The 19,204-nt window shown below is 67.7% G+C and carries 22 protein-coding genes; 11 read left to right on the top strand and 11 right to left on the bottom strand.

Annotation, left to right across the window (positions count from 1 at the left end):
- Positions 1-12: 12 nt before the first annotated feature.
- From IG65_RS0118080 to IG65_RS0118070, 3 genes are all read right to left on the bottom strand, one after another.
- Positions 13-420 (bottom strand): DUF3817 domain-containing protein, encoded by a 408-nt coding sequence (locus tag IG65_RS0118080; protein ID WP_030516104.1) that lies wholly within the window; start codon positions 418-420, stop codon positions 13-15.
- Entirely contained in the window at positions 417-890 is a 474-nt protein-coding gene (locus IG65_RS0118075) for a glucitol operon activator (protein ID WP_030516103.1), read from the bottom strand. The genes IG65_RS0118080 and IG65_RS0118075 overlap by 4 nt, the downstream gene beginning before the upstream one ends.
- Before the next feature lie 64 nt (positions 891-954).
- The gene (locus tag IG65_RS0118070; RefSeq protein WP_030516102.1) at positions 955-1,830 is read right to left on the bottom strand and encodes an oxidoreductase; all 876 of its coding nucleotides are present in this window, start codon (positions 1,828-1,830) and stop codon (positions 955-957) included.
- 231 nt (positions 1,831-2,061) lie between these two features.
- Between IG65_RS0118070 and IG65_RS0118065 the strand changes: the two genes are divergently transcribed.
- Positions 2,062-4,095, top strand: coding sequence for an MDR family MFS transporter (locus IG65_RS0118065; protein ID WP_030516101.1), 2,034 nt, complete (start codon positions 2,062-2,064; stop codon positions 4,093-4,095).
- Positions 4,096-4,148: 53 nt separating this feature from the next.
- Here IG65_RS0118065 and IG65_RS0118060 read toward each other — a convergent pair whose 3' ends face one another.
- Positions 4,149-5,357 (bottom strand): FAD-dependent monooxygenase, encoded by a 1,209-nt coding sequence (locus tag IG65_RS0118060; protein WP_030516100.1) that lies wholly within the window; start codon positions 5,355-5,357, stop codon positions 4,149-4,151.
- A 189-nt stretch (positions 5,358-5,546) separates the two neighbouring features.
- On the bottom strand, positions 5,547-6,206 hold the full coding sequence (locus tag IG65_RS0118055; RefSeq protein ID WP_030516099.1) for a PadR family transcriptional regulator: 660 nt from the start codon (positions 6,204-6,206) through the stop codon (positions 5,547-5,549).
- A 142-nt stretch (positions 6,207-6,348) separates the two neighbouring features.
- On the opposite strand from IG65_RS0118055, the gene IG65_RS0118050 reads away from it, so the two are divergent.
- Positions 6,349-6,963 carry an NAD(P)-dependent oxidoreductase gene (locus IG65_RS0118050; RefSeq protein ID WP_030516098.1) on the top strand — a complete coding sequence of 205 codons (615 nt, stop codon included), beginning with the start codon at positions 6,349-6,351 and terminating at the stop codon, positions 6,961-6,963.
- A gap of 31 nt (positions 6,964-6,994) precedes the next feature.
- Here the strand turns inward: IG65_RS0118050 and IG65_RS0118045 are convergent, their stop codons facing one another.
- Positions 6,995-7,780, bottom strand: a complete 786-nt coding sequence (locus IG65_RS0118045) for a helix-turn-helix domain-containing protein (protein ID WP_030516097.1) — start codon at positions 7,778-7,780, stop codon at positions 6,995-6,997.
- An 85-nt stretch (positions 7,781-7,865) separates the two neighbouring features.
- Here IG65_RS0118045 and IG65_RS0118040 point away from each other — a divergent pair, with 85 nt between their 5' ends.
- Together IG65_RS0118040 and IG65_RS0118035 are read left to right on the top strand one after the other, a co-directional pair.
- On the top strand, positions 7,866-8,303 hold the full coding sequence (locus IG65_RS0118040; protein ID WP_030516096.1) for a hypothetical protein: 438 nt from the start codon (positions 7,866-7,868) through the stop codon (positions 8,301-8,303).
- A 41-nt stretch (positions 8,304-8,344) separates the two neighbouring features.
- Complete coding sequence (locus IG65_RS0118035; protein WP_030516095.1) at positions 8,345-9,004, top strand: pentapeptide repeat-containing protein; 660 nt, start codon at positions 8,345-8,347, stop codon at positions 9,002-9,004.
- Here the strand turns inward: IG65_RS0118035 and IG65_RS0118030 are convergent.
- A complete protein-coding gene (locus tag IG65_RS0118030; protein WP_036524962.1) occupies positions 9,001-9,741 on the bottom strand; it encodes a VIT family protein in 741 nt (246 codons plus the stop codon). The genes IG65_RS0118035 and IG65_RS0118030 overlap by 4 nt on opposite strands.
- Before the next feature lie 100 nt (positions 9,742-9,841).
- Here IG65_RS0118030 and IG65_RS0118025 point away from each other — a divergent pair, with 100 nt between their 5' ends.
- Positions 9,842-10,489, top strand: coding sequence for a class I SAM-dependent methyltransferase (locus IG65_RS0118025; protein ID WP_036524961.1), 648 nt, complete (start codon positions 9,842-9,844; stop codon positions 10,487-10,489).
- Here the strand turns inward: IG65_RS0118025 and IG65_RS0118020 are convergent.
- On the bottom strand, positions 10,461-11,423 hold the full coding sequence (locus tag IG65_RS0118020) for an MBL fold metallo-hydrolase (protein ID WP_081879565.1): 963 nt from the start codon (positions 11,421-11,423) through the stop codon (positions 10,461-10,463). The genes IG65_RS0118025 and IG65_RS0118020 overlap by 29 nt on opposite strands.
- A gap of 22 nt (positions 11,424-11,445) precedes the next feature.
- The gene (locus IG65_RS0118015) at positions 11,446-11,892 is read right to left on the bottom strand and encodes a MarR family winged helix-turn-helix transcriptional regulator (protein ID WP_063833650.1); all 447 of its coding nucleotides are present in this window, start codon (positions 11,890-11,892) and stop codon (positions 11,446-11,448) included.
- 94 nt (positions 11,893-11,986) lie between these two features.
- On the opposite strand from IG65_RS0118015, the gene IG65_RS0118010 reads away from it, so the two are divergent.
- A complete protein-coding gene (locus IG65_RS0118010; protein WP_030516090.1) occupies positions 11,987-12,931 on the top strand; it encodes a phosphotransferase in 945 nt (314 codons plus the stop codon).
- Between the two features lie 3 nt (positions 12,932-12,934).
- Here IG65_RS0118010 and IG65_RS0118005 read toward each other — a convergent pair whose 3' ends face one another.
- Positions 12,935-13,501, bottom strand: a complete 567-nt coding sequence (locus tag IG65_RS0118005) for a YbhB/YbcL family Raf kinase inhibitor-like protein (protein ID WP_030516089.1) — start codon at positions 13,499-13,501, stop codon at positions 12,935-12,937.
- Complete coding sequence (locus IG65_RS38550) at positions 13,498-14,400, bottom strand: PHB depolymerase family esterase (RefSeq protein ID WP_051756373.1); 903 nt, start codon at positions 14,398-14,400, stop codon at positions 13,498-13,500. The genes IG65_RS0118005 and IG65_RS38550 overlap by 4 nt, the downstream gene beginning before the upstream one ends.
- A gap of 201 nt (positions 14,401-14,601) precedes the next feature.
- On the opposite strand from IG65_RS38550, the gene IG65_RS38545 reads away from it, so the two are divergent.
- The 5 genes from IG65_RS38545 to IG65_RS0117975 all read left to right on the top strand — a co-directional run bounded on the left by IG65_RS38545 (position 14,602) and on the right by IG65_RS0117975 (position 19,189).
- Complete coding sequence (locus tag IG65_RS38545) at positions 14,602-15,177, top strand: isoprenylcysteine carboxylmethyltransferase family protein (RefSeq protein WP_030516087.1); 576 nt, start codon at positions 14,602-14,604, stop codon at positions 15,175-15,177.
- A gap of 272 nt (positions 15,178-15,449) precedes the next feature.
- A complete protein-coding gene (locus tag IG65_RS0117990; protein WP_030516086.1) occupies positions 15,450-16,295 on the top strand; it encodes an ABC transporter permease in 846 nt (281 codons plus the stop codon).
- A gap of 1 nt (position 16,296) precedes the next feature.
- The gene (locus tag IG65_RS0117985; protein WP_030516085.1) at positions 16,297-17,163 is read left to right on the top strand and encodes an ABC transporter permease; all 867 of its coding nucleotides are present in this window, start codon (positions 16,297-16,299) and stop codon (positions 17,161-17,163) included.
- 5 nt (positions 17,164-17,168) lie between these two features.
- Positions 17,169-18,194, top strand: a complete 1,026-nt coding sequence (locus IG65_RS0117980; RefSeq protein WP_081879563.1) for an MlaD family protein — start codon at positions 17,169-17,171, stop codon at positions 18,192-18,194.
- On the top strand, positions 18,191-19,189 hold the full coding sequence (locus IG65_RS0117975) for an MlaD family protein (RefSeq protein WP_030516083.1): 999 nt from the start codon (positions 18,191-18,193) through the stop codon (positions 19,187-19,189). The genes IG65_RS0117980 and IG65_RS0117975 overlap by 4 nt, the downstream gene beginning before the upstream one ends.
- The last annotated feature ends 15 nt before the right edge of the window (positions 19,190-19,204 follow it).

Genomic DNA, 19,204 nt, shown 5'->3' with positions numbered 1-19,204 from the left:
CGGCTCAGCGGCTCAGCTCAAGAACTCGGCTCGGACCTGGCGGGTGCGGTAGTGCTCGCAGACGAAGGACAGGAACGGGATGGTTCCGGCGAGCGCGGTGATCACCAGCGTCAGCGGCTTCCAGCGCGTCTTGATGCCCAGGTCGATGGTGAACACCAGGTACAGCATGTAGAAGATGCCGTGGATCTGGCCGATGTAGAACAGCCAGTGCGGCGCCTTGCTGCTGTCGTCGAGCAGCAGGTATTTGTACACCATCTCCGCGCACAACAGCAGCAGCCAGACACCGGTGATGTAGGCGAGCACGCGGTAGCGGGTCAGCGCCGACCGGATGCGGCCGGTGTCGCGGGCCGCGGGGGCGGGCGTGCCGGCCGGTGCCGGTGTGGTGGTGGCGGCCGGGGTGGTGGGGTGGTCGGCGCTCAACCGGCTCTCCTCTCGGTGTCGGGGCCGTCGAGCCCCACGGCGTGCATCCGCTCGCGCACATCCTGTGCGTGCAGATCGGCAAGGTATTTGTTGTATTCGGCCAGCACCGGGTCGTCGTCGCGGGCGGCGGTCGGCCGTTCGGGCAGGATGCCGGCCGGGATCTCGCGCGGAGCAGCCCGTTTGGTCTTCCGCCGAGCCGGGGTCGCGGAGTCGGCCGGGCTCGATGCCTCGGCCGGTTCCGTCGCCTCGGTGTGCTGGGCGGCGGTATCGCGTTCGAGTCGCACGAACCGGAAATAAGCGAAGACCACGAATCCGGCGAACAGCGGCCATTGCAGCGCGTAACCGAGGTTCTGCGCGGTTCCGGACGAGGATTCGAACCGTCCCCACTGCCACCAGCCCAACCCCAGGCACGCCAGCGCGGCCACGACCACCAGGATGATCAGGGCCGGGCGACGATGTGGAGCGGACACGCCTACCACGGTACTCGGTCTACTACACGGGCCGTAGTGTGAGGTGCCCGGCGATCGGCGCTGGTCAGAATTTGTAGGTCACGCCGGTCAGCCGCTCGGATTCCTCCCACAGCCGCCGCTGCAGATCGGTGTTCTTCGACAGCCCGCTCGACGGTGACGGCCGCACCGGACCGCGGGAACCGAACAGCAGCGTCGGTCCCCAGTAGGTGTTCGGATCGGCGTCCGGCACGGTGGCCGCGTAGAGGCTCGACTCCGCCGCCTTGCGCGGGGAGTGCCCGGCCAATGCGATGAAGGGCTTGGCGACCTTGTCGAGCGGGGTCTCGGTCCGGGTGAACAGATCGGTGGGCGAGACGCCGGGATGGACGGCATAGGCCCGCTTGGCGGATCCGGACTCGGCCAGGCGCCGTTGCAGTTCGCGCGCGAACATCAGATTCGACAACTTCGACTGTGCGTAGGCGAGGTTGCGCTGATAGCGGCGGTTTTCGTAGTTGAGGTCGTCGATCCACAGCTTCGGCGTCTGCCGGTGCGCGATGCTGGCGAGAGTGACCACCCGGTCGCCGATACGGTCCAGCAGCAGTCCGGTCAGCGCGAAGTGACCGAGATGGTTGACCCCCCACTGGGTTTCGAAGCCGTCCTCGGTCCGCGAGAAGGGGATGTTCATCAGTCCCGCGTTGTTGATCAGCACATCGAATTCCCCGGTGCGCTCGGCGAATTCGCGAATCGAGGCGAGATCGGCCAGATCCAGTGCGGAAACTCTGACATCACCCTCGATACCGTCGGCGACCTGCTGTGCTGTCGTGGTGTTGCGGCAGGCCATGATCACGGTCGCCCCCTTGGCGGCCAGTGCTCGGGTGGTGTGCTTGCCGATACCGCCGTTGGCTCCGGTGATCACGAACGTGCGTCCGTGCTGCGCCGGGATCTCGCTGGGATTCCACGCCATGGTGAGACCTCACTGTTTACGTTTGGGAGAAGGAGCCTCGTCGCATCCTCACCGCGTGACCTTACTCCAGAGTAAGTTCCGGCGGTAGGGTTCGGCCGCCGTGTCGTCAGGGTATCGACCATGGCTCCGGCATGGGCGATATGAATGCCGGAGATTTGCGGATGAGGGACGCGAGCTGGCGTATTCCCTTTTTATGCCGATCGAATCGGGCCCAGGGCACATACTGAGCTAATGTCCGGTGTCGCCGCAGTCGCGGAATCGCCCGCACCCGTGAGCCATACCCGCGTCAACGTCGTCTTCGCCACCGTCGTGCTGGGGATGTTGATGGCCGCGCTCGACCAGACCATCGTGTCGACCGCGTTACCGACCATCGTCGCCGACCTGGGTGGCGCCGGGCATATGGCCTGGGTCGTGACGGCGTATCTGCTGGCCGAGGCCGTCGCCACCGCGCTGGCGGGAAAATTCGGCGACCTGTTCGGCCGCAAACTGATCTTCCAGCTCAGCGGCCTGATCTTCATCATCGGGTCGATGGTGGCGGGGCTCGCCCACGGCATGACGCTGCTGATCGTCGCGCGCGGCATCCAGGGGGTCGGCGCGGGCGGGCTGATGGTGACCTCGATGGCGCTGATCGCCGATGTGATCCCGCTGCGTGACCGGGGCAAATATCAGGGTGCGCTGGGCGCGGTCTTCGGCATCACCACCGTGGTCGGCCCTACGCTGGGCGGGCTGTTCACCGACCATGCCAGCTGGCGCTGGTGCTTCTACGTGAACGTGCCGCTGGCGATTCTGATGATCGCCGTTGCGGCACGGGCGATTCCGTCGATCCGCGCCGCGGTGCGGCCGGTGGTCGACTACGCCGGCATCGCACTGGTCGCGATCGGCGTCAGCTGTCTGATTCTCGGACTGGAATGGGGCGGCCAGGAGTATCCGTGGGGTTCGGCGACCATCATCGGACTGTTCGCGGCCGCGGTGGTCCTGCTGGCAGCGTTCGTCTTCGTCGAGACCCGCGCGGCCGAGCCGATGCTGCCGATGCATCTGTTCCGCAGCAATGTCTTCACCGTCTGCTCGATCCTCAGCTTCATCGTCGGCTTCGCGATGCTCGGCGCGATGACCTATCTGCCGGCCTATCTGCAATACGTCAACGGTGTCTCGGCCACCGCGTCCGGACTGCGCACCCTGCCGTTGGTGGTGGGATTGTTCACCACCTCGATCATCTCCGGGCAGGTGGTCGGCCGGACCGGCTACTACAAATACTTCCCGGTCGCGGGCACCGCGGTCATGGCGGTGGGGCTGTATCTGATGTCGACCATGGGCCGGACCACCGGCTTCTGGCTGCAATCGCTGTACATGCTGATCCTCGGTCTGGGCATCGGCCTGGCGATGCAGGTGCTGACGATCGTCGTGCAGAACACCGTCCCGTACCAGGACCTGGGCACCGCCACCTCGGGTGTCACCTTCTTCCGGACCGTCGGGTCGGCCTTCGGCACCGCGATCTTCGGCACGCTCTACAGCAATCAGCTGGAACCGAATCTGCGCCAGGCACTCACCGAGGTGCCCGGGGTGCCGCCCACGGTGGCGCAGAGTCCGCAACTGCTGCACCAGCTTCCGTACGCCCAGGCGATCCCGATCATCGACGCCTATGCCGACACCATCGACTACGTCTTCCGCTGGGGGGTGCCGGTGGCCGTGGTCGGTTTCGTCGTGGCGTGGTTCCTGAAGCAGGTGCCGTTGCGCGACAGCGTACGCGCGGAGGCGGCCGATGTGGGCGGCGGTTTCTCGGTACCCGATTCTCCGGATCATATTGTCCGCCTGGAACATTCGCTGGCGAACGTACTGCGCAGACTGCGCGACGACGAGCTGCCCGATCCGCAGATCCTGGCGGCCGCGGACAGTCCGCTCGGCCGGGATCAGGCCTGGGCCATCGGGCAGGTGAAGATGTTGCAGCGCGCCCGCGGTTCGGCCGAGCTGGCGGCGGTGGCGCGAGCGCACTGGATGCCGCCGGAAGTGCTGGAACCGGTGTACGACAAGGCGGTGCGATCCGGCTACATCGAATTCGACGGCGACCGAATGGATCTGACCGCGAGTGGCCAAGCCGAGTACGACCGCATTCTCGCCGCCTGGCGCAAGTGGCTGTGCCGCTACCTCGACGATTGGGATTGCGCCGACCCGGATGATCGCGCACTCTTCGACCGCGCGCTGGACAATATCGCGGCGAAACTGCTGGAGGAAGTGGAACGGCCGGAGGCGCTGCGGCTGACCGTGTGATCACCGCCGGCCGCAGCGCCCGGGCTCGATTACCCTGCCCTCCAGGTGAATACTTACGCGATAGCGAGTTCGGCGCGCTCGTCGACCGGCGCGTCCCAGTCGATGGTGTAGCTCTGTTCGCGGGCCATGACCTCCTCCATTTTGAAGAGTCTGGTCGCCAGCGGCATGACCAGCGGCATCATCCGGCGCATCACCGGGCCGACGGTCTTCGACTGGTTGATCTTGGCTCCCCGGGCCGCCACCTTCTCCACCCGGGGACGACGGATCCGTTCGTAGGCGGCGAAAGCCGTTGCCGGTGAATCGAAATCGCGCAGACAGCGAGCGAGCTGCACCGCGCTCTCGATGGCCATCGACGCTCCCTGGCCGGTGCTGTTGGACGGCGCGTGCACCGCGTCGCCGACCAGCACCATGCGATCGCGATACCAGTGCGGCACCGGCGGCATGATGTGCAGGCCGCCGGTGACGACCAATTCTTCCGGCCGGGTGTTGCGAACCAGTTCGGCGCCGGGGGTGTCCTCGCCGTAGACCTCGCGCAGGGTCCGCAACCACCGTTCGGCCGGGACCTCCCGCGCCTCGGTCAGCGAAAGATACTGCTTGTGGGGCAGATTGGCGCCCCAGGCGATCCGGCCGTCGGGCATCGACCAATACAGGTAGTAGGCGTTGCGACCGTAGGCGAACACCATGGTCTCCGGGGTGACCGGGTGCGAGCATGCGGTGTAGGCGCCGAAACCGAGCATGCCGGTGTAGTCGGCGCCCGGGGCGTTCGGATCGATGAGCGCGCGCACGCGCGACTTGATGCCGTCGGCGCCGACGAGGATGTCGGCGGTGGCGGTGGAGCCGTCGGCGAACCGGGCGGTCACGCCGTCGCGATGTTCCTCGACGCCGACCAGGCGCTTGGAGTATTCGACCGCCACGCCGGTGTCGACGGCATGATCGTGCAGGACCTGATGCAGGGCGCTGCGATCGATCGCGTGCAGCGGTTCCAGGCCGGCGGCCGTCGGCAGCTCGATGTCTTTGTGGCCCAACGACATCACGGTGCGAGTGATCGGCAGAGCGACGGCCCGCACGGCATCGCCGGCGCCGATGGTGTCCAGGGCGGCCAGGCCGTTGGGTGCGAAACCCAGGGCGCTGCCGATGTTGTAGGCCGGTCCCGGATAGGCCTCGTAGACAGTCGCCTCGATTCCGGCCTTGCGCAGGGCGGTGGCGGCGACGGGGCCGGCGACACCGCCGCCGATGACGAGGGCGGATGTGACTGCGGACATGGGAATTCTCCTCGAGTGGATGAACCCGATCCGATCCGCGCACGCGCTGCCCAGTTATCCTGAAGTTGCCATACTCGGGCTGGGTTCGCCTGCGTGAATGCGGTTCGAGAGGTAAGTGGATCGAGCTCGGCGCGGTGTTGCCGCACTGCGCCGGGCCCGGTTCGTCGGTGGATTGTCGTAGCGTGGATTTCAGTCGTCGGTCGGCTGTCGGAACGTCCCTCCTTCCACCATCGCGGCGACCTCGGCGGGCGGAATCTGCTCCGAGTGGGCGCGCCGCCAGAAATCGATGTCGGGGAAGGTGCCGGAGGCGAGTTCCGTACGCAGTTCGGCGACCCAGGCCGCCTCGGCCTCGAGCATCGCGACGCCGAATTCGGCCTCGACCAGGAAGAGCCGCGGCAGAAATCGTGTCTGCTCCTCGATTTCGCGGCGGCGCTCGGCGATCTCCGCCGCGAGCAGCCGGGTGCGCTCGTCGAGCAGTGTGATCACCTCGTCCGGCGACAGCAGGGCCACGACGGACAGGCCCGCCACGAACCGATGGGGTTCGGGTTCGGGGGTCGAGATCAGTTCCCGGATCCAGTCCTCGGCCTCGGCGCGGCCGGCGTCGGTGAGCCGGTAGATCGTCCGTTCGGGCCGGGCGCCGTCGCGCTCGCTGCCGATGACCTCGACGAATCCGTGCTTCTCGAGATTCTGCACAACCGTGTAGAGCGAACCCCACTTGATGTCCATATCGCGGTCCTTGCCGCGTTCGCGCATCTGGGCCGCGATCTCGTAGCGATGCATGGGACGTTCGATCAGCGTCGCCAGGACCGCCAGGGCCAGCAGATTGGCGACTTTCCGCTTCTTGAGCATCGCCCACACCTCCTTACTCGTCTACGAATATACGTCTACGAGTATGGCCGGGCAAGAGCGAGACGAACGAAGGAGCGCACACACCGGGTAGTCGAGAGTGTCGGACCGGCCGACCGGCGTCGGGCGGTTATCGTGATTCGTCGTGCGGATCTTTGTGGCGGGCGCGACCGGGGTGCTGGGCGCCAGATTGACACCTCTGCTGGTCTCGGCCGGATTCGAGGTAGCCGGGCTCACGCGCTCGGAGTCGAAGACGTCGATGCTCACCGGCTTCGGCGCGCTGCCGGTCGTCTGCGATGTCTACGACGCGGCGGCGCTGGAACAGGCGGTGCGCGATTTCGCGCCCGATCTGGTGATGCACCAGCTCACCGACCTGCCCGACGATCCCGCCGATCTGCCCGCCGGACGGGCGGCGAATTCGCGGATGCGCCGCGAGGGCACCGCGAATTTGATCGCCGCGGCACAGGCAGCGGGCGCGAAACGCTTTCTCGCCCAGAGCGTCGCGTGGGAGATGACCGGAGAGGGACAGGCCGCCAAGCAGTTCCTGGAGGATGCGGTGCTCGGGATCGGTGGCGTCGTCCTGCGCTACGGCCAGTTCTACGGTCCCGGAACCTACTATCCGGAGGACGCGGACCGGCCCGATCCGCCGCGCATTCATATCGCCGAGGCCGCGGCACGGACCGTGGTCGCGCTGGATCTGGCCTCGGGCATCTACGCGGTGACCGAAGACGGCCGCATGGATTTCGAACCGGTGCAGTAGGTTTCGACGCCGGCCGGTCGAGCGCGATCGGTCACCCGGCGCGCCGGCGGAGCAGTTCCGCGGTGGATTCGTCGGCGGGCAGGAAGGCCTCGAGATGCAGTTCCGCCAGCGAGACGTCGGTGGCGGTGGCGAACGAGGTCAGCGTGGTGATCAAACGCAACTCGCCGGCCTCGCCGCGCAGTCGCAGCGGCACCGCGAAGCCCAGATAGCCGGGCCCGGGGTCGGCGTCCGGGAGGTAGCTCTCGAATTCGGCGACCAGTTCCTCGGCGCGCGGATCCGGTGAGTGGCGGTTGCGTGCCCGCATGGATTCGGTGACATGGCGGCCCCATTCGGCGAAGTTGACCACCCGAGGTGCCAGGCCGTCCGGATGTAATGCCAAGCGGCGCACATTGATCGGCGCGGTGAGCAGTTCGGGCGCACAGCCGTTGGTGAAGACGTCGAACGCGGCGTTCGCTTCGATCAAACACCCGTAGCGGTCGGCGATCAGCGCCGGATAGGGCATATGCCCGGACAGGATCGTGCGCAGCGCCTCGCGCACCGGAGCCAATTGCGGTGCGTCCACACCGGATTCGTCGTAGGCGGGGGCGTAGCCGGCCGTCGCCAGCAGCGCATTGCGTTCGCGCAGCGACAGTTCCAGTGATTCCGCCAGCCGCAGCACGATGGATCGGCCCGGCCGGGAGCGGCCCTGTTCGAGATAGCTGAGGTGGCGCTGCGTGGTATCGGCGCGGATGGCCAGGTCGAGCTGGCTCCACCGCCGCAGCCCCCGCCAGCGTCGCAGTTCCTGCGCGAAGGGTCCCGGTTGCGCGACTGTCGTCATGGGATCATCGTCGGCCCCGGCGTGGCGCTCCGCCATACCCTGGAGGGAATCGCGCGAGTGCGGGCCGGCGGACAGACTCGGCGGCATGAGCTACGAACCCACCGATATCGAATTGAAGAATCTGCTCGACCGCTGGGTCGGGCAGTGGAACGAACCCGATGCCGACCGGCGTCGCGCGCTGATCCGCGAGCTCTGGGCCGAGGACGGCTATCAGGTCATGGTCAATCCGCCCGAGGGCATTCGCGACACCGCCCGCCACTACGGGGTCTCCGCACCGGCGATCGAGGTCCGCGGCTACGACGCGATGTTCACCCGTGTCACCCGGGCATACGACATGTTCGTCGCCGACGGTGAGCATGTCTTCGAGCCCGAGGGCGAGCCGGTTCGGCACGCCGGGGCCGCCGTGGCCCTGACCTGGGTGATGCGTTCGCGCGCGGACGGCACGGTCGCCGGATCCGGACTCGAGGTGCTGACCTTCGACACCGACGGGAGGGTGCGCACCGACCACCAATTCGTGAAGTGAGCCGCCGCGGGCCTGTCGGTGCGCATGTCTAGGGTGCAGGAATGCCTCGCGACCTCGCCGATCTGCCGTATGCCCGGAGTCTGACGCCGCTGGTGGAACCGCTCGCACCCGACACCGAGTACGAGCGGGTCCACCTGGACGCCACGTCCCTGGACGAGGTGTCGGCGGGCGGCTCCTGGTTCAGCGAGTCGGCGCTGACCGGTGTGGTCCTCGGCGGCGGCAGCCTGAATCACTGCCGATTCGACGACGTCTGGCTGCGCGGGGTGCGGTGGATCGGGATCGACGCCTGCGAAACTCGGTGGCTGAATGCCGAATTCGTCGACTCCGCGTGGTCGGGAGTCATCGCCGTCGACGCGCAGCTGCGCCGCATCCGGTTCGAGGGGTGCAAATTCGAATCGGTGAACTTTCGCGCGGCCACACTGCATGACGTGACCTTCGCCGACTGCGTCTTCCGCGATACCGACTTCTCCGCCGCCACACTTCGGAAGGTCGACTTTCCCGGATCGCGGCTCGAAGGCGTCGCCCTGCACGGGGCCACCTTGAAGGATGTGGACCTGCGGGGCGCGGCCGCCCTGGACCTCATCGCCGATATCGGAACGCTGAAGGGGGCGATCATCACCACACCCCAGCTGATGGAGATGGCGCCCGCCTTCGCGCGGGCCGCGGGAATCATCGTGCGCGACAATCAGATCCGCGACTAGCCGCTGGATACGCCCGGGATCTGGCCGATACCGTAGGTCACGATCATGGCCAGCGCACCACCGATCACCACCCGGAGCACGGCCCGGCGTCGATTGCTGCCGCCCAGGCGCGCGCTCAGCGATCCGGTCGCGGCCAGCGCCACCAGCACGGCGGCGAAGGTCACCGGAATGCGCCAGTTCGCCGGCGGCAGCAGAATCGCCAGCAGCGGCAACAGGGCGCCGCAGGTGAACGCCAGCGCGGAGGAGAACGCGGCCTGCCACGGGTTGGTCAGTTCGTTCGGGTCCAGACCCAATTCCGCCTCGGCATGCGCGGCGAAGGCGTCGTGGGCGGTCAATTCCTGCGCGACCTGCCGCGCGGTCGCCTCCGACAGTCCCTTGTGCCGATAGATCTCGGTCAACTCGGTCAGTTCGTAATCGGGATCTTCGGCGAGCTCCCGCTTCTCCAGCGAGAGGAGGGCGCGTTCGCTGTCGCGCTGGGTGCTGACCGAGACGTATTCACCGGCCGCCATCGACAGCGCACCCGCGACCAGCCCGGCCACACCGGCGGTGAGGATGGGCGTGGTGGCCGCGGTGGCCGAGGCGACGCCCACCACCAGGCCCGCGGTCGACACGATGCCGTCGTTGGCGCCCAGCACTCCGGCCCGCAACCAGTTCAGCCGGGAGGCGAAACCGCCGCCGTGGGGTTCGTGCGGATGCTTCCAGCTCCCGGAGTCGCGCACATTGTCGGAGTCGTTCACGGATGCAGAGTAGGCCGTCGAGCGGGCCGGGTGGTGGACCTGCGCCGCAGGCGAGCCGCGTCCGCCGCCGAGGCGAGCCCGGATCGGTAGCATGCGTGCCATGAATTCCCTTGTCACACGCGCTATGTCCACGGTCGCCGAACAGCTGGGCAATCCGCACGGGGTGCTGGGCAAGGTGGTGGCGCGGATGCTGAACCGGGCCAATCGCTTCGCCATCGACGCCGCGGTCGAGGCGGCCGAGGTGGGCTCGGGACAGGCCGCGGCCGATATCGGCTTCGGCGGCGGTGTGGGGCTGTCGATCCTGCTGCGCACCGTCGGTGAGGCGGGGACCGTGCACGGCGTGGAGATCTCTCCGGATATGTCGGCGCGTGCCCGTTCTCGCTTCGCCCGCGATATCGGCACCGGCCGGTTGCGGATCGTGGAAGGCGCGCTCACCGAGCTGCCGCTCGCATCGGCGAGCCTGGATGCGGTGATCACGGTGAATACCGTCTATTTCATCGACGATCTGGACCAGGCCTGCGCGGAGCTGGCGCGGGTGCTGCGCCCGGGTGGCCGGGTGGTGGTCGGCATCGGGGATCCGGCGGCGATGGCGAAGATGCCGTTCACGGCGCACGGCTTCCGGCTGCGGCCGGTCGACGAGGTATCGGGCGCGCTGCAACGAGCAGGGCTGGCGGTCGAACACCGGCAGATCGACCGGCAGCCGATTCCGGCTCATCTGCTCATCGGGCGTCCGGTTCGCGAGGACTGAGAGCCGGCAGGGCGACCACGTCGATCGCGCGACTCACGGCGCCGATCTCGTCGGGCACCGCGGCCAGGGCGATATCGACCGTGAAGCCCATGGGCGCGTCCAGCGGCCGGAGGAAATCGTCGTAGTGCATCGGCACGACGGTGGCGGGGCGCAGCCGCGTCAGGATCCGGTGCCAGTAGTCCGGCGTCACCGACCGTCCGGCCACTCCGGCGAGGAAGATGTCGACCTCGCGGTGCCGGATCGCGTCATCGATGAGGTCGGCGCTGCCCTGGTGGTAGATCTCGATACCGGCCACCGCGATATGGATGCCCCAGGTCTGTCCGCAGCCGTACGCCATCGGCGCCAGCGCGGCCAGGGATTCGCAGCTGGTGTCGCCGGGGGAGGGGATCCGGGTGCCGAACGGGATCTTCGAATGCACGCTCGGCACGAAGGTCACCGTGAACGGTCCGAGTTCGTAGCGGCGGTACGGCTCCACCTCCACACCCTGTTCGCCGAGTCCGTGCAGGGCCATGAGATTGCGCACCGACCGTGAGCCGTAGACCGGGCAGACGAAACGGCGCGCGAGCTCGGGAGCGTCCAGCGCGTGGTCCCAATGACCGTGTCCGACAACGATTCCCGATACGTCACCGAGGCCTGGCAGGAAGCGGTCGATCGACGTGGGATCGGGAAGCGCGGTGCGGCGGCGCACCACCGTCGACAACGGCACCCGGGTGAGGAACGGATCGACGAGCAGTGTCGCGCCCTCGTAGGTCATCCGATACCCGGCGGTGCCCAGCCATTCGAGTTCGAGACCGGCGGGCAGCGTCAGCGGCCGGGCTTCGAGCTCGCGCAATGCCTGCGCATCTTCGCGGTCGCGCGCGCTCTTGTTCAGGAAGTAGCGGGCATAGCCGGCGGTGTGCCGAAGCGGATCGAGCACCGTCGAGAGAGCGGACATCGGTCCATTGTGCGCCACCGGGTCACGGACGGTCCTCGGCGAGCACCTTGTGCAGGGCGGTGGCGAGAGCGCCGAGTTCGTCGGCACCCAGACCGGCGAAATGCTGGTCGACGACCGCGTGATGGTGGGGGGTGGCCTCGTGTAACCGCTGCCGCCCGGCCACGGTGATGGCGACGTACGCCGAGCGGCCGTCCGCGGGATTGGTTTCGCGGGTGACCAGGCCGCGCGCCTCCAGTTCGGTGACCAGGCGGCTCACCCGGGTGCGACTGAGGACCATGGTCGCGCCGAGGTCGCTCATCCGCAGACGCGGCGTGCCGGCGAGTTCCACGAGCATGTCGTACCAGCTGGCGGGCATGCCGTAGCCGCGACGGAGTTGGGCATCCAGCTCCGGGCGCAGGTCGACGTACACCCGCTGCAACGCCCGCCACACCTGGACCGAGGCGGGTACTGAGCTCCCGGATTCCGGCACGCCGCCGATCTTAGACGGCCATCACCCCGGCCGCCCGGCGTGCGCCGATCGCCGCTCGGCGATAACCGGTGGACACCGGTCCTACGATTCGGACATGGATATGCGCGCGAGCGTGGAGCTTCCCCCCGACTGGCAGGACCGGGTACGCGGCGCCCTCGCCGGCTCGCCCCGGCCGGAGTTGGCGAGTGGTTCGCTGCGTCTGCTGGGCGCCGGGCTGGACAGCGTTGCGCTGCAGCTGGATTCGGTGGGACAGCCCTACGTGTTGCGTCTGCCCCAGGACCCGCACGGCGCGGAAGGAATCGCGCGCGAGGCCGGTCTGCTTCCGGAATTGGCCCCGTTGCTGCCGGTGCCGATTCCGCAATTCCTGTTCACCGCGCCGAATCCGCTGGGGCCGGGCGAGTTCTGCGTGTATCCGCTGGTACCGGGCGAATCGCTCGACGAAGAAGAATGGGTCGAGCGGGAATTGCTGCGCTCGGACGCGGCGCGGACGATCGCGGAGTTGATCGATCGGATCCATTCGTTTCCGGTGGACCGGGCACGGAGCTTCGGTGTCGAGGTCACCGATCTGCGGGGTGATTTCGCCGCGGATCTGAAGTCCGTTCGCGCCGAGGTGCTTCCGTTGCTGGACGCGGCCGAGGCCGAGGAGTTGTCCGCGGCCTGGCAGCGATATCTCGACGACGACGCGAACTTCGACTTCGAACCGACCCTCATCCATGCCGATATGAGCCTGGATCATCTGTTGATAACCGGCGGCGCGATCAGCGGCCTGATCGACTTCGGCGATGTGGAGATCGGCGACCCCGACTACGACCTCTGCTACCTGTACCCGGAGGCGGGACGCGACTTCGTGCGCGAGATCCAACGCTGTCGCGCGCGGGATCTCGAGCCCGTCACCGAGACCAAGCTGCGCTTCTGGGCATGTGCCGACCCCGCCCTCGACGTACTGGACGCGATCGAGCAGGGCCGCACGGACTTTCGCGACCAGCGACTGGCGGTACTGCGGCAGGCCCTGCGCAGCTATCGGCCGAACGGCGATTGAGCCTCAACGACGTTCGTAGAAACCGTCGATCCGGGCCCGGCCCACGGCCTGCGCGGCCGCCAGCACATCCCGGGGTTTCGCGTTCTCGACAGGTGTGCCCGCGGCTGTGGTGAGGGGCGCGCCGAGGGCGAACAACTGGAAGACGTACCGGTGCGGACCGTGTCCCTTGACCGGCGCGGGACCCATGTACCCGCTGCCGAAACCGGAGCGCAGCACCCGTACCCCCGGCTCGGTGGTATCGGCACGTAATGCGTTGCGTGCCAGGCTCCGCAGCGACGGCTCGAGGAGCGCGACGCAATGGACGAACGGCTTCCGCATCGGAGCGTCGGGATCCTCGACGACCAGCAGAAAGCCTGTCGCGTCGTCGGGCGCGCCGCTCCAGTCCAGCGCCGGGGACTCGTCGGCGCCACCGATTCGGTGGGAGGCATGCCGGATGTCGAGCGTGGTCTCCGGCTCGAAATCCGGACTCGTGAGCCGAAAGACGGTGTCGCTGCACAGGTTCGGCTGATTCCACGCCAGCTCCGAGGTACCGGCGCGGCGATTGGCGAGCAGTTTGCCGAGGATGCTCATCGGTTCTCCTTCTCCGACCGAGGTGGACGTAGCCGCCGCGCCGCCGGTCGCAGCAGCGGGCGGGCGAAGTGATGGATTTCGACCGTGGCATCGAATTCCAGGGTGGATACCGCACCGGGAGCACCGGCCCACTCCTCCGGGACGGCGACACCCGGCCAGGTGTGACCGCCGCCGACTACCGTCCATGCCGTCACGGCGGTATCGCCGATGCCGTGTGCGGCGGTGACGCGTCGTGAGCCGGCGGTCGTGACGGTAGTTCGTTCGTCCGCGCATCGGTCGAGGCTCGCCCAGTGCTCGGCGGTCGCGGCGGCGCCGAGAATCCGCCCGCGCGGTTCGCCGTCCGGCCCGCGGTGGCGGGAATGGCCGCCGGCGAGCGGCACCAGGGGATCGGCATCGCCGTTGATCAGCATCGCCGACACCGCGTGGGTCGGCCGCACCGCGGTCAGATCGGCGGGCAGCGCCCCGGCCACCGCGGCGAAGACGGCGACCCGTTCACTGCATTCGAGCGCGAGACGATGGGACATGAAGGCGCCGTTGGATATTCCGGCCACCAGCGTTCGATCGGATGCGGTCCGGAACTTCTCCGCGCACCAGTCGATCAGGGTGCGCAGGAACCCCACATCGTCCACCCCGTTCTCCTCCGCGGCCGTGACGCCCCGGCCGTCCGCCCAACTGCCGTGGCAGCCGTCCGGATAGACGACACCGACACCCCATTCCTCGGCGTGATCGGCGAATCGGGTCCAGTCGTGCATGAGCAGACCGCCGCCCTCGGCATCCGGTCCCATATTCCCGTGCAACGCGACGATCAGCGGACTGTCCGGATCCCGGGGTGGTCGCAGATGAAAGCTCCGGCGCCGGCCGTCATGGGTCAGCTCGCCCGGAATCAGTTCGGCGCTCATCGGCTCCCCTTCACGCGGCATGCCCGTTCGCCGTCGGATCAATACAGTAATACTGCGCAGCTCTGTCGGAACGGCGCGAGGCCTCCTGGATGGAGATCGGGGGAGATCTCCGGGACTTTCCCGATGTGCCGGACGCGGTGGCGGTGGTTTATTCGGTACCGGCGGGCGCCCGGTCCGCCGCGAGCCCATGGGAGGGTCGTCGTGAATGCCGCGGTGGTGACGACGTGGATCTGGTTGCTCTTCGAGATCGGATTGGCGATTCGGGACCGTTTGCGCCGCAAAGGATCCACCGCCCGCGACCGCGGAACCCGGACCATTATCATGATCGTCGTCGCCGTATCGATCGCAGTGGCGAACGTGGTCTCGATCGTCTTGCCGGCCGACAGCGATCTGCGCTTCACCACCCATCACGAGGTTGTCTGGCAGATTGCCGGAGTCGCGCTGATGATCGTGGGGCTCGGTGTGCGACTCTGGGCGATCACGGTGCTGGGCGAGGCCTTTCGCACCACCGTCGAGGTCGATGCCGATCAGGCCGTCGTCGATCGCGGGCCGTACCACTGGGTGCGGCACCCCTCCTATACCGGAGTTCTGCTGCTCACCATCGGTTTCGGTGTCGCTGCGGGGAACTGGATTTCGCTGCTGCTGCTGATCGTCGTGCCCACCCTGGCATTTCTGCGTCGTATCGATGTGGAAGAACGGGCGATGGTCGACACCCTGGGCCGTTCCTACGAGGACTACCGCGCTCGCACGAGGCGGCTCGTCCCCGGTCTCTGGTAGCCGCCTTGTGGCCGGTCACACGTGACGCGGGTCATAGCGATAGCCGATCGTTGCTGATAACAGGTTCCAGAACTCGCGTTCACTTAAGAAAACATGCACGTGAGCTGGATTTATCGCCGCATTTCGAACGCCCCTCGGAGCGGTCACCCTCACACCGTGATCAGCTTTACTGTAACTAGCTGTAACCGATAGCTTCGTGTTGGCAGTGTTGCCGATCACGGAGAGACGATTGTGAAATTCGAGCCACACCGCCCGGACGCGGCCTGCCGATCATGGCGCCGGTGACCCGGGCCTCCTCGGGCGCGTCCGCTGTTCGTATCGTTCGCAAGAATTTCTCGGACACCGTCGTGTCCGCACTGCGAACCTTCGGCAGGGCCGTGGATATCGCCCGGGAATCGGTGACCGGCACGGCCACCGACGTCGTGCGGCGCGAATTCCAGTGGCGCGAAGCGATTCTGCAGGCGTGGCGGCTGGTGACGGTGACCGCGATCCCCGCGATCCTGATCGCCATCCCGTTCGGCGTGATCGTCTCGGTGCAGGTCGGCAACCTCATCCACACCCTGGGCGCGGATTCGCTGCTCGGCGCGACCGGCGGGCTCGGGGTGATCAAACAGGGCGCGCCGCTGGCCACCGGCTTTCTGCTCGGCGGCGCGGGCGCGGCCGCGATCGCCGCCGATCTGGGCGCGCGGACCATCCGCGAGGAGATCGACGCGCTCAACACGATGGGCATCTCGCCGATTCACCGGCTGGTGATCCCGCGCCTGGTGGCGATGATCCTCGTCGCGCCGCTGCTGAACATCCTGATCATCTTCGTCGGCATCGTCGCCGGCTATGCCGTGGCCGTCGGCGGTCAGAACGTCACCCCCGGAAGTTATTGGGCCACTTTCGGATCCTTCACCACCGTCGCCGATGTGTGGGTCTCGCTGCTCAAGGCCGTGCTGTTCGGATTTCTCGTCGTGATCATCGCCTGCCAGCGCGGACTGGAGGCCAAGGGCGGCCCGCGCGGCGTGGCCGATGCGGTGAACGCGGCCGTGGTGCTGTCGGTGGTGTCGATCGCGATCGTCAATCTCGGCGTGACCCAGGTGGTCGAGATGTTCCTGCCGACGAGGCTGGTCTGACGTGGCGATCTCGACCTATATGCCCAAGGGGCTCAGCCACTTCGTGCGCTTCTATCGCCGCCGCGGCTTGCTGCTGGCTCGCGTGGAGGGACTGGGTTTCGTCCTGGCCTTCATCTGGCAGGTGCTGTCGTCGATTCCCTTGACGCTCAGGCGGTATCGCGACGAGACGCTGCGCATCATCTCCGATATGACCTGGGGACGCGGGTCGGTGATCGTCGGCGGCGGCACGGTGCCGATGATGATCGTGCTCGGCCTGGTGATGGGCGCCTCGGTGGCCGTCGAATCCTTCACCATGCTGAACATCCTGGGCATGGGCCCGGTCTCGGGCATCGTCTCGGCCTACGCCACCACCCGTGAGCTGGCTCCGATCGTGGCCGCCATCGGATTCGCCGCCCAGGCCGGCTGTCGCATGACCGCCGAAATCGGCTCGATGCGCATCTCGGAGGAGATCGACGCGATCGAGGCCCTGGGCCTGCGGTCGGTCCCGTTCGTGGTGACCACCCGGGTGATCGCCGGCGCCGTCTCGATCGTGCCGACCTTCCTGATCGGGCTGATCCTGTCGTATCTGGCCTGCCGCGGACTCATCACACTGGTCCACGGCCAGTCGGCCGGTGTCTACGACCACTACTTCTTCCAGTTCGTTTCCGGATTCGACGTGATCGCCGCGGTGATCAAGGTGGCGATCTTCGCGACCGTCGTGATCCTGATCCACAGCTACTACGGCTTCTTCGCCACCGGCGGGCCCGAGGGCGTCGGCATCGCGTCCGGTCGCGCGGTGCGTGCGTCGTCGGTGGCGATTGTGGCCATCGACATGGTGCTGACGCTGATGCTGTGGGGTTTCAACGCGTCGATCGACTTCACGGGGTAGTACAGGTGCCGAATTACGGAATGCCCGGAGTGGCGGTGGACAAGCGGCGCTCGCTGCTGGTCGGCGGCGTGGCGATCGCTCTAGTGGCCGCCGTCGCGATCGCCTCGCTGGCCTATCGCGGCCTGCGCGCCGACGACAGCCTGCGCATCGCGCTGCACACCGAGCAGATCGGCGACGGGGTGCTGACCGGCACACCGGTGCGGGTGGACGGTGTGCAGGTCGGTGAGGTCGCGGCGATCGTGCCCGCCGACGGCGGCACGCAGCGAATCACGCTGCGACTGGACCGATCTCAGCTGCACGGCATCGACGACAGCCTGCGGGTGGACTACGCGCCGGCGAACCTGTTCGGCATCAGCGAGATCGAGCTGCGGCCGGGCTCCGGCGGCGCCCCGCTGCGCGGCGGGTCCACCATCGACCTCACCGGGCAGCACGCCGACGCGGTCTACGACGCGACCATGGGCGGACTGCTGCGTGGGCTGTCGCAGACCGGCAACGCACTCCTGACCCCGCAGATGGCCACGGTGATCGCCCAGGTCTCCAACGACGTGCGCGGCTTCACGCCGCTGGCCCGGGCGTTGATCTCGGTGGCACAGACCATCACCGACAACCAGAAGATGCCCAGTTCCGAACTGGTCGGCAGGCTCGGCCCGGCCTTCGACGGTGGCGGCCGCTTCGCGGGCGCGACCATCCAGGTCCTCGACCTGATCAGCAATATCCCACGGCTGCAAGACAATCGGGCCTCCTACGACGCCGGAACGTCGGCGCTGACCGGTTCGGTCCTGCCCGCGCTGGCCGGTCTGGGCACTCGTGCCGGATCCGAATTGTCCGGCAGCACGGACGCGGTGGCTCCGGTCCTCGCGGTGCTGGCGCGGATGGTCCCCCGGCCGCAGCAGTCCGGCGCCGATCTCGCCGAACTGGTGCGCCGCCTGCGCGCCGGCCTGCACGACACCCCGGACGGCCCGGTGCTCGACACGGAAATCGATGTGCGCGGCGTGCCGGTGCTGGCACCGCTGCTGGGAGGGATCCGATGAAGGTGGGCGCCGCCGCCTGGCGGCTGGGCCTGTTCGCGGTGGTGATGATCGTCGTGCTGTCGGTCGTGTTCACCGCGATCGAGCGGCCCGTCGCCGGCGATACCGCTACGCATCAGGCGCTGTTCACCGATGCCAACGGGCTCAAGGTGGGCGACGATGTGCGCCAGTTCGGCGTGCAGGTCGGCAAGGTCGAGCACATCTCCCTCGACGGGACACTGGCACGAGTCCGGTTGTCGCTGAAGACCGATGCGCCGATCTTCGACAATTCGAAGCTCGCCATCCGCTATCAGAATCTCACCGGTCAGCGCTATATCGACCTGCAGCAGCAGCCGAAGCCGGGGACGCGGCTGCCGGCCGGACGCACGATCGGCAGCGATCACACCGTGCCGTCGTTCGATGTCACGAGCATGTTCAACGGCCTGAAACCGGTGCTGGCCACCATTTCCCCGGAGGCGATCAACCAGTTCAGCGCCAGTATGGTCGCGCTGATCGAGGGCGACGGCAGCAATGTCGAACCGGTGCTGGCCGCGATCGGCCGGCTTGCCGCCTATGTGGACGACCGCCAGCAGGTGATCGGCGCCCTGATCCACAACATGTCGGATCTGTCGCAGCGCGTCGGCGGGCGGGTGCACTATCTGGTGCCGCTGCTGGCCCGGCTCACCGATATCTTCCAGGCCCTGCAGACCAATATCGGGGGGCTGGCGCAGTTCGCGATGGCCGCGCCGTCGGTGCTGGGACCGTTGGACAGCCTGTTCGACGCCCTCGGCCTGCAGTCCGGCAACGACGTCGACGCACTGATCCGGCGGCTGTTCCCCGACCCGAAGGAGGCTGTGGACGTCTTCGGCAAGTTGCCGGCCCTGCTCGGCGGGCTGGATGCGGCGACGCCGAAGCCGGTGGCGGGCTGGAAACCGCAGTGCTCCAAGGGAAATGCCGAACTGCCGCAGGTGGTGCGGGTGCTCGTCGCGGGACAGCAGGTGGCGATATGCAACGGCTGAAACTGTTCCGGGCGA

The organism is Nocardia sp. NRRL WC-3656, assembly GCF_000720265.1.
GTDB classification, from domain to species: Bacteria; Actinomycetota; Actinomycetes; order Mycobacteriales; family Mycobacteriaceae; genus Nocardia; species Nocardia nova.
Note: the sequence above shows the minus strand (reverse complement) of the source record. Positions and strands in the feature narration are given on the sequence as shown.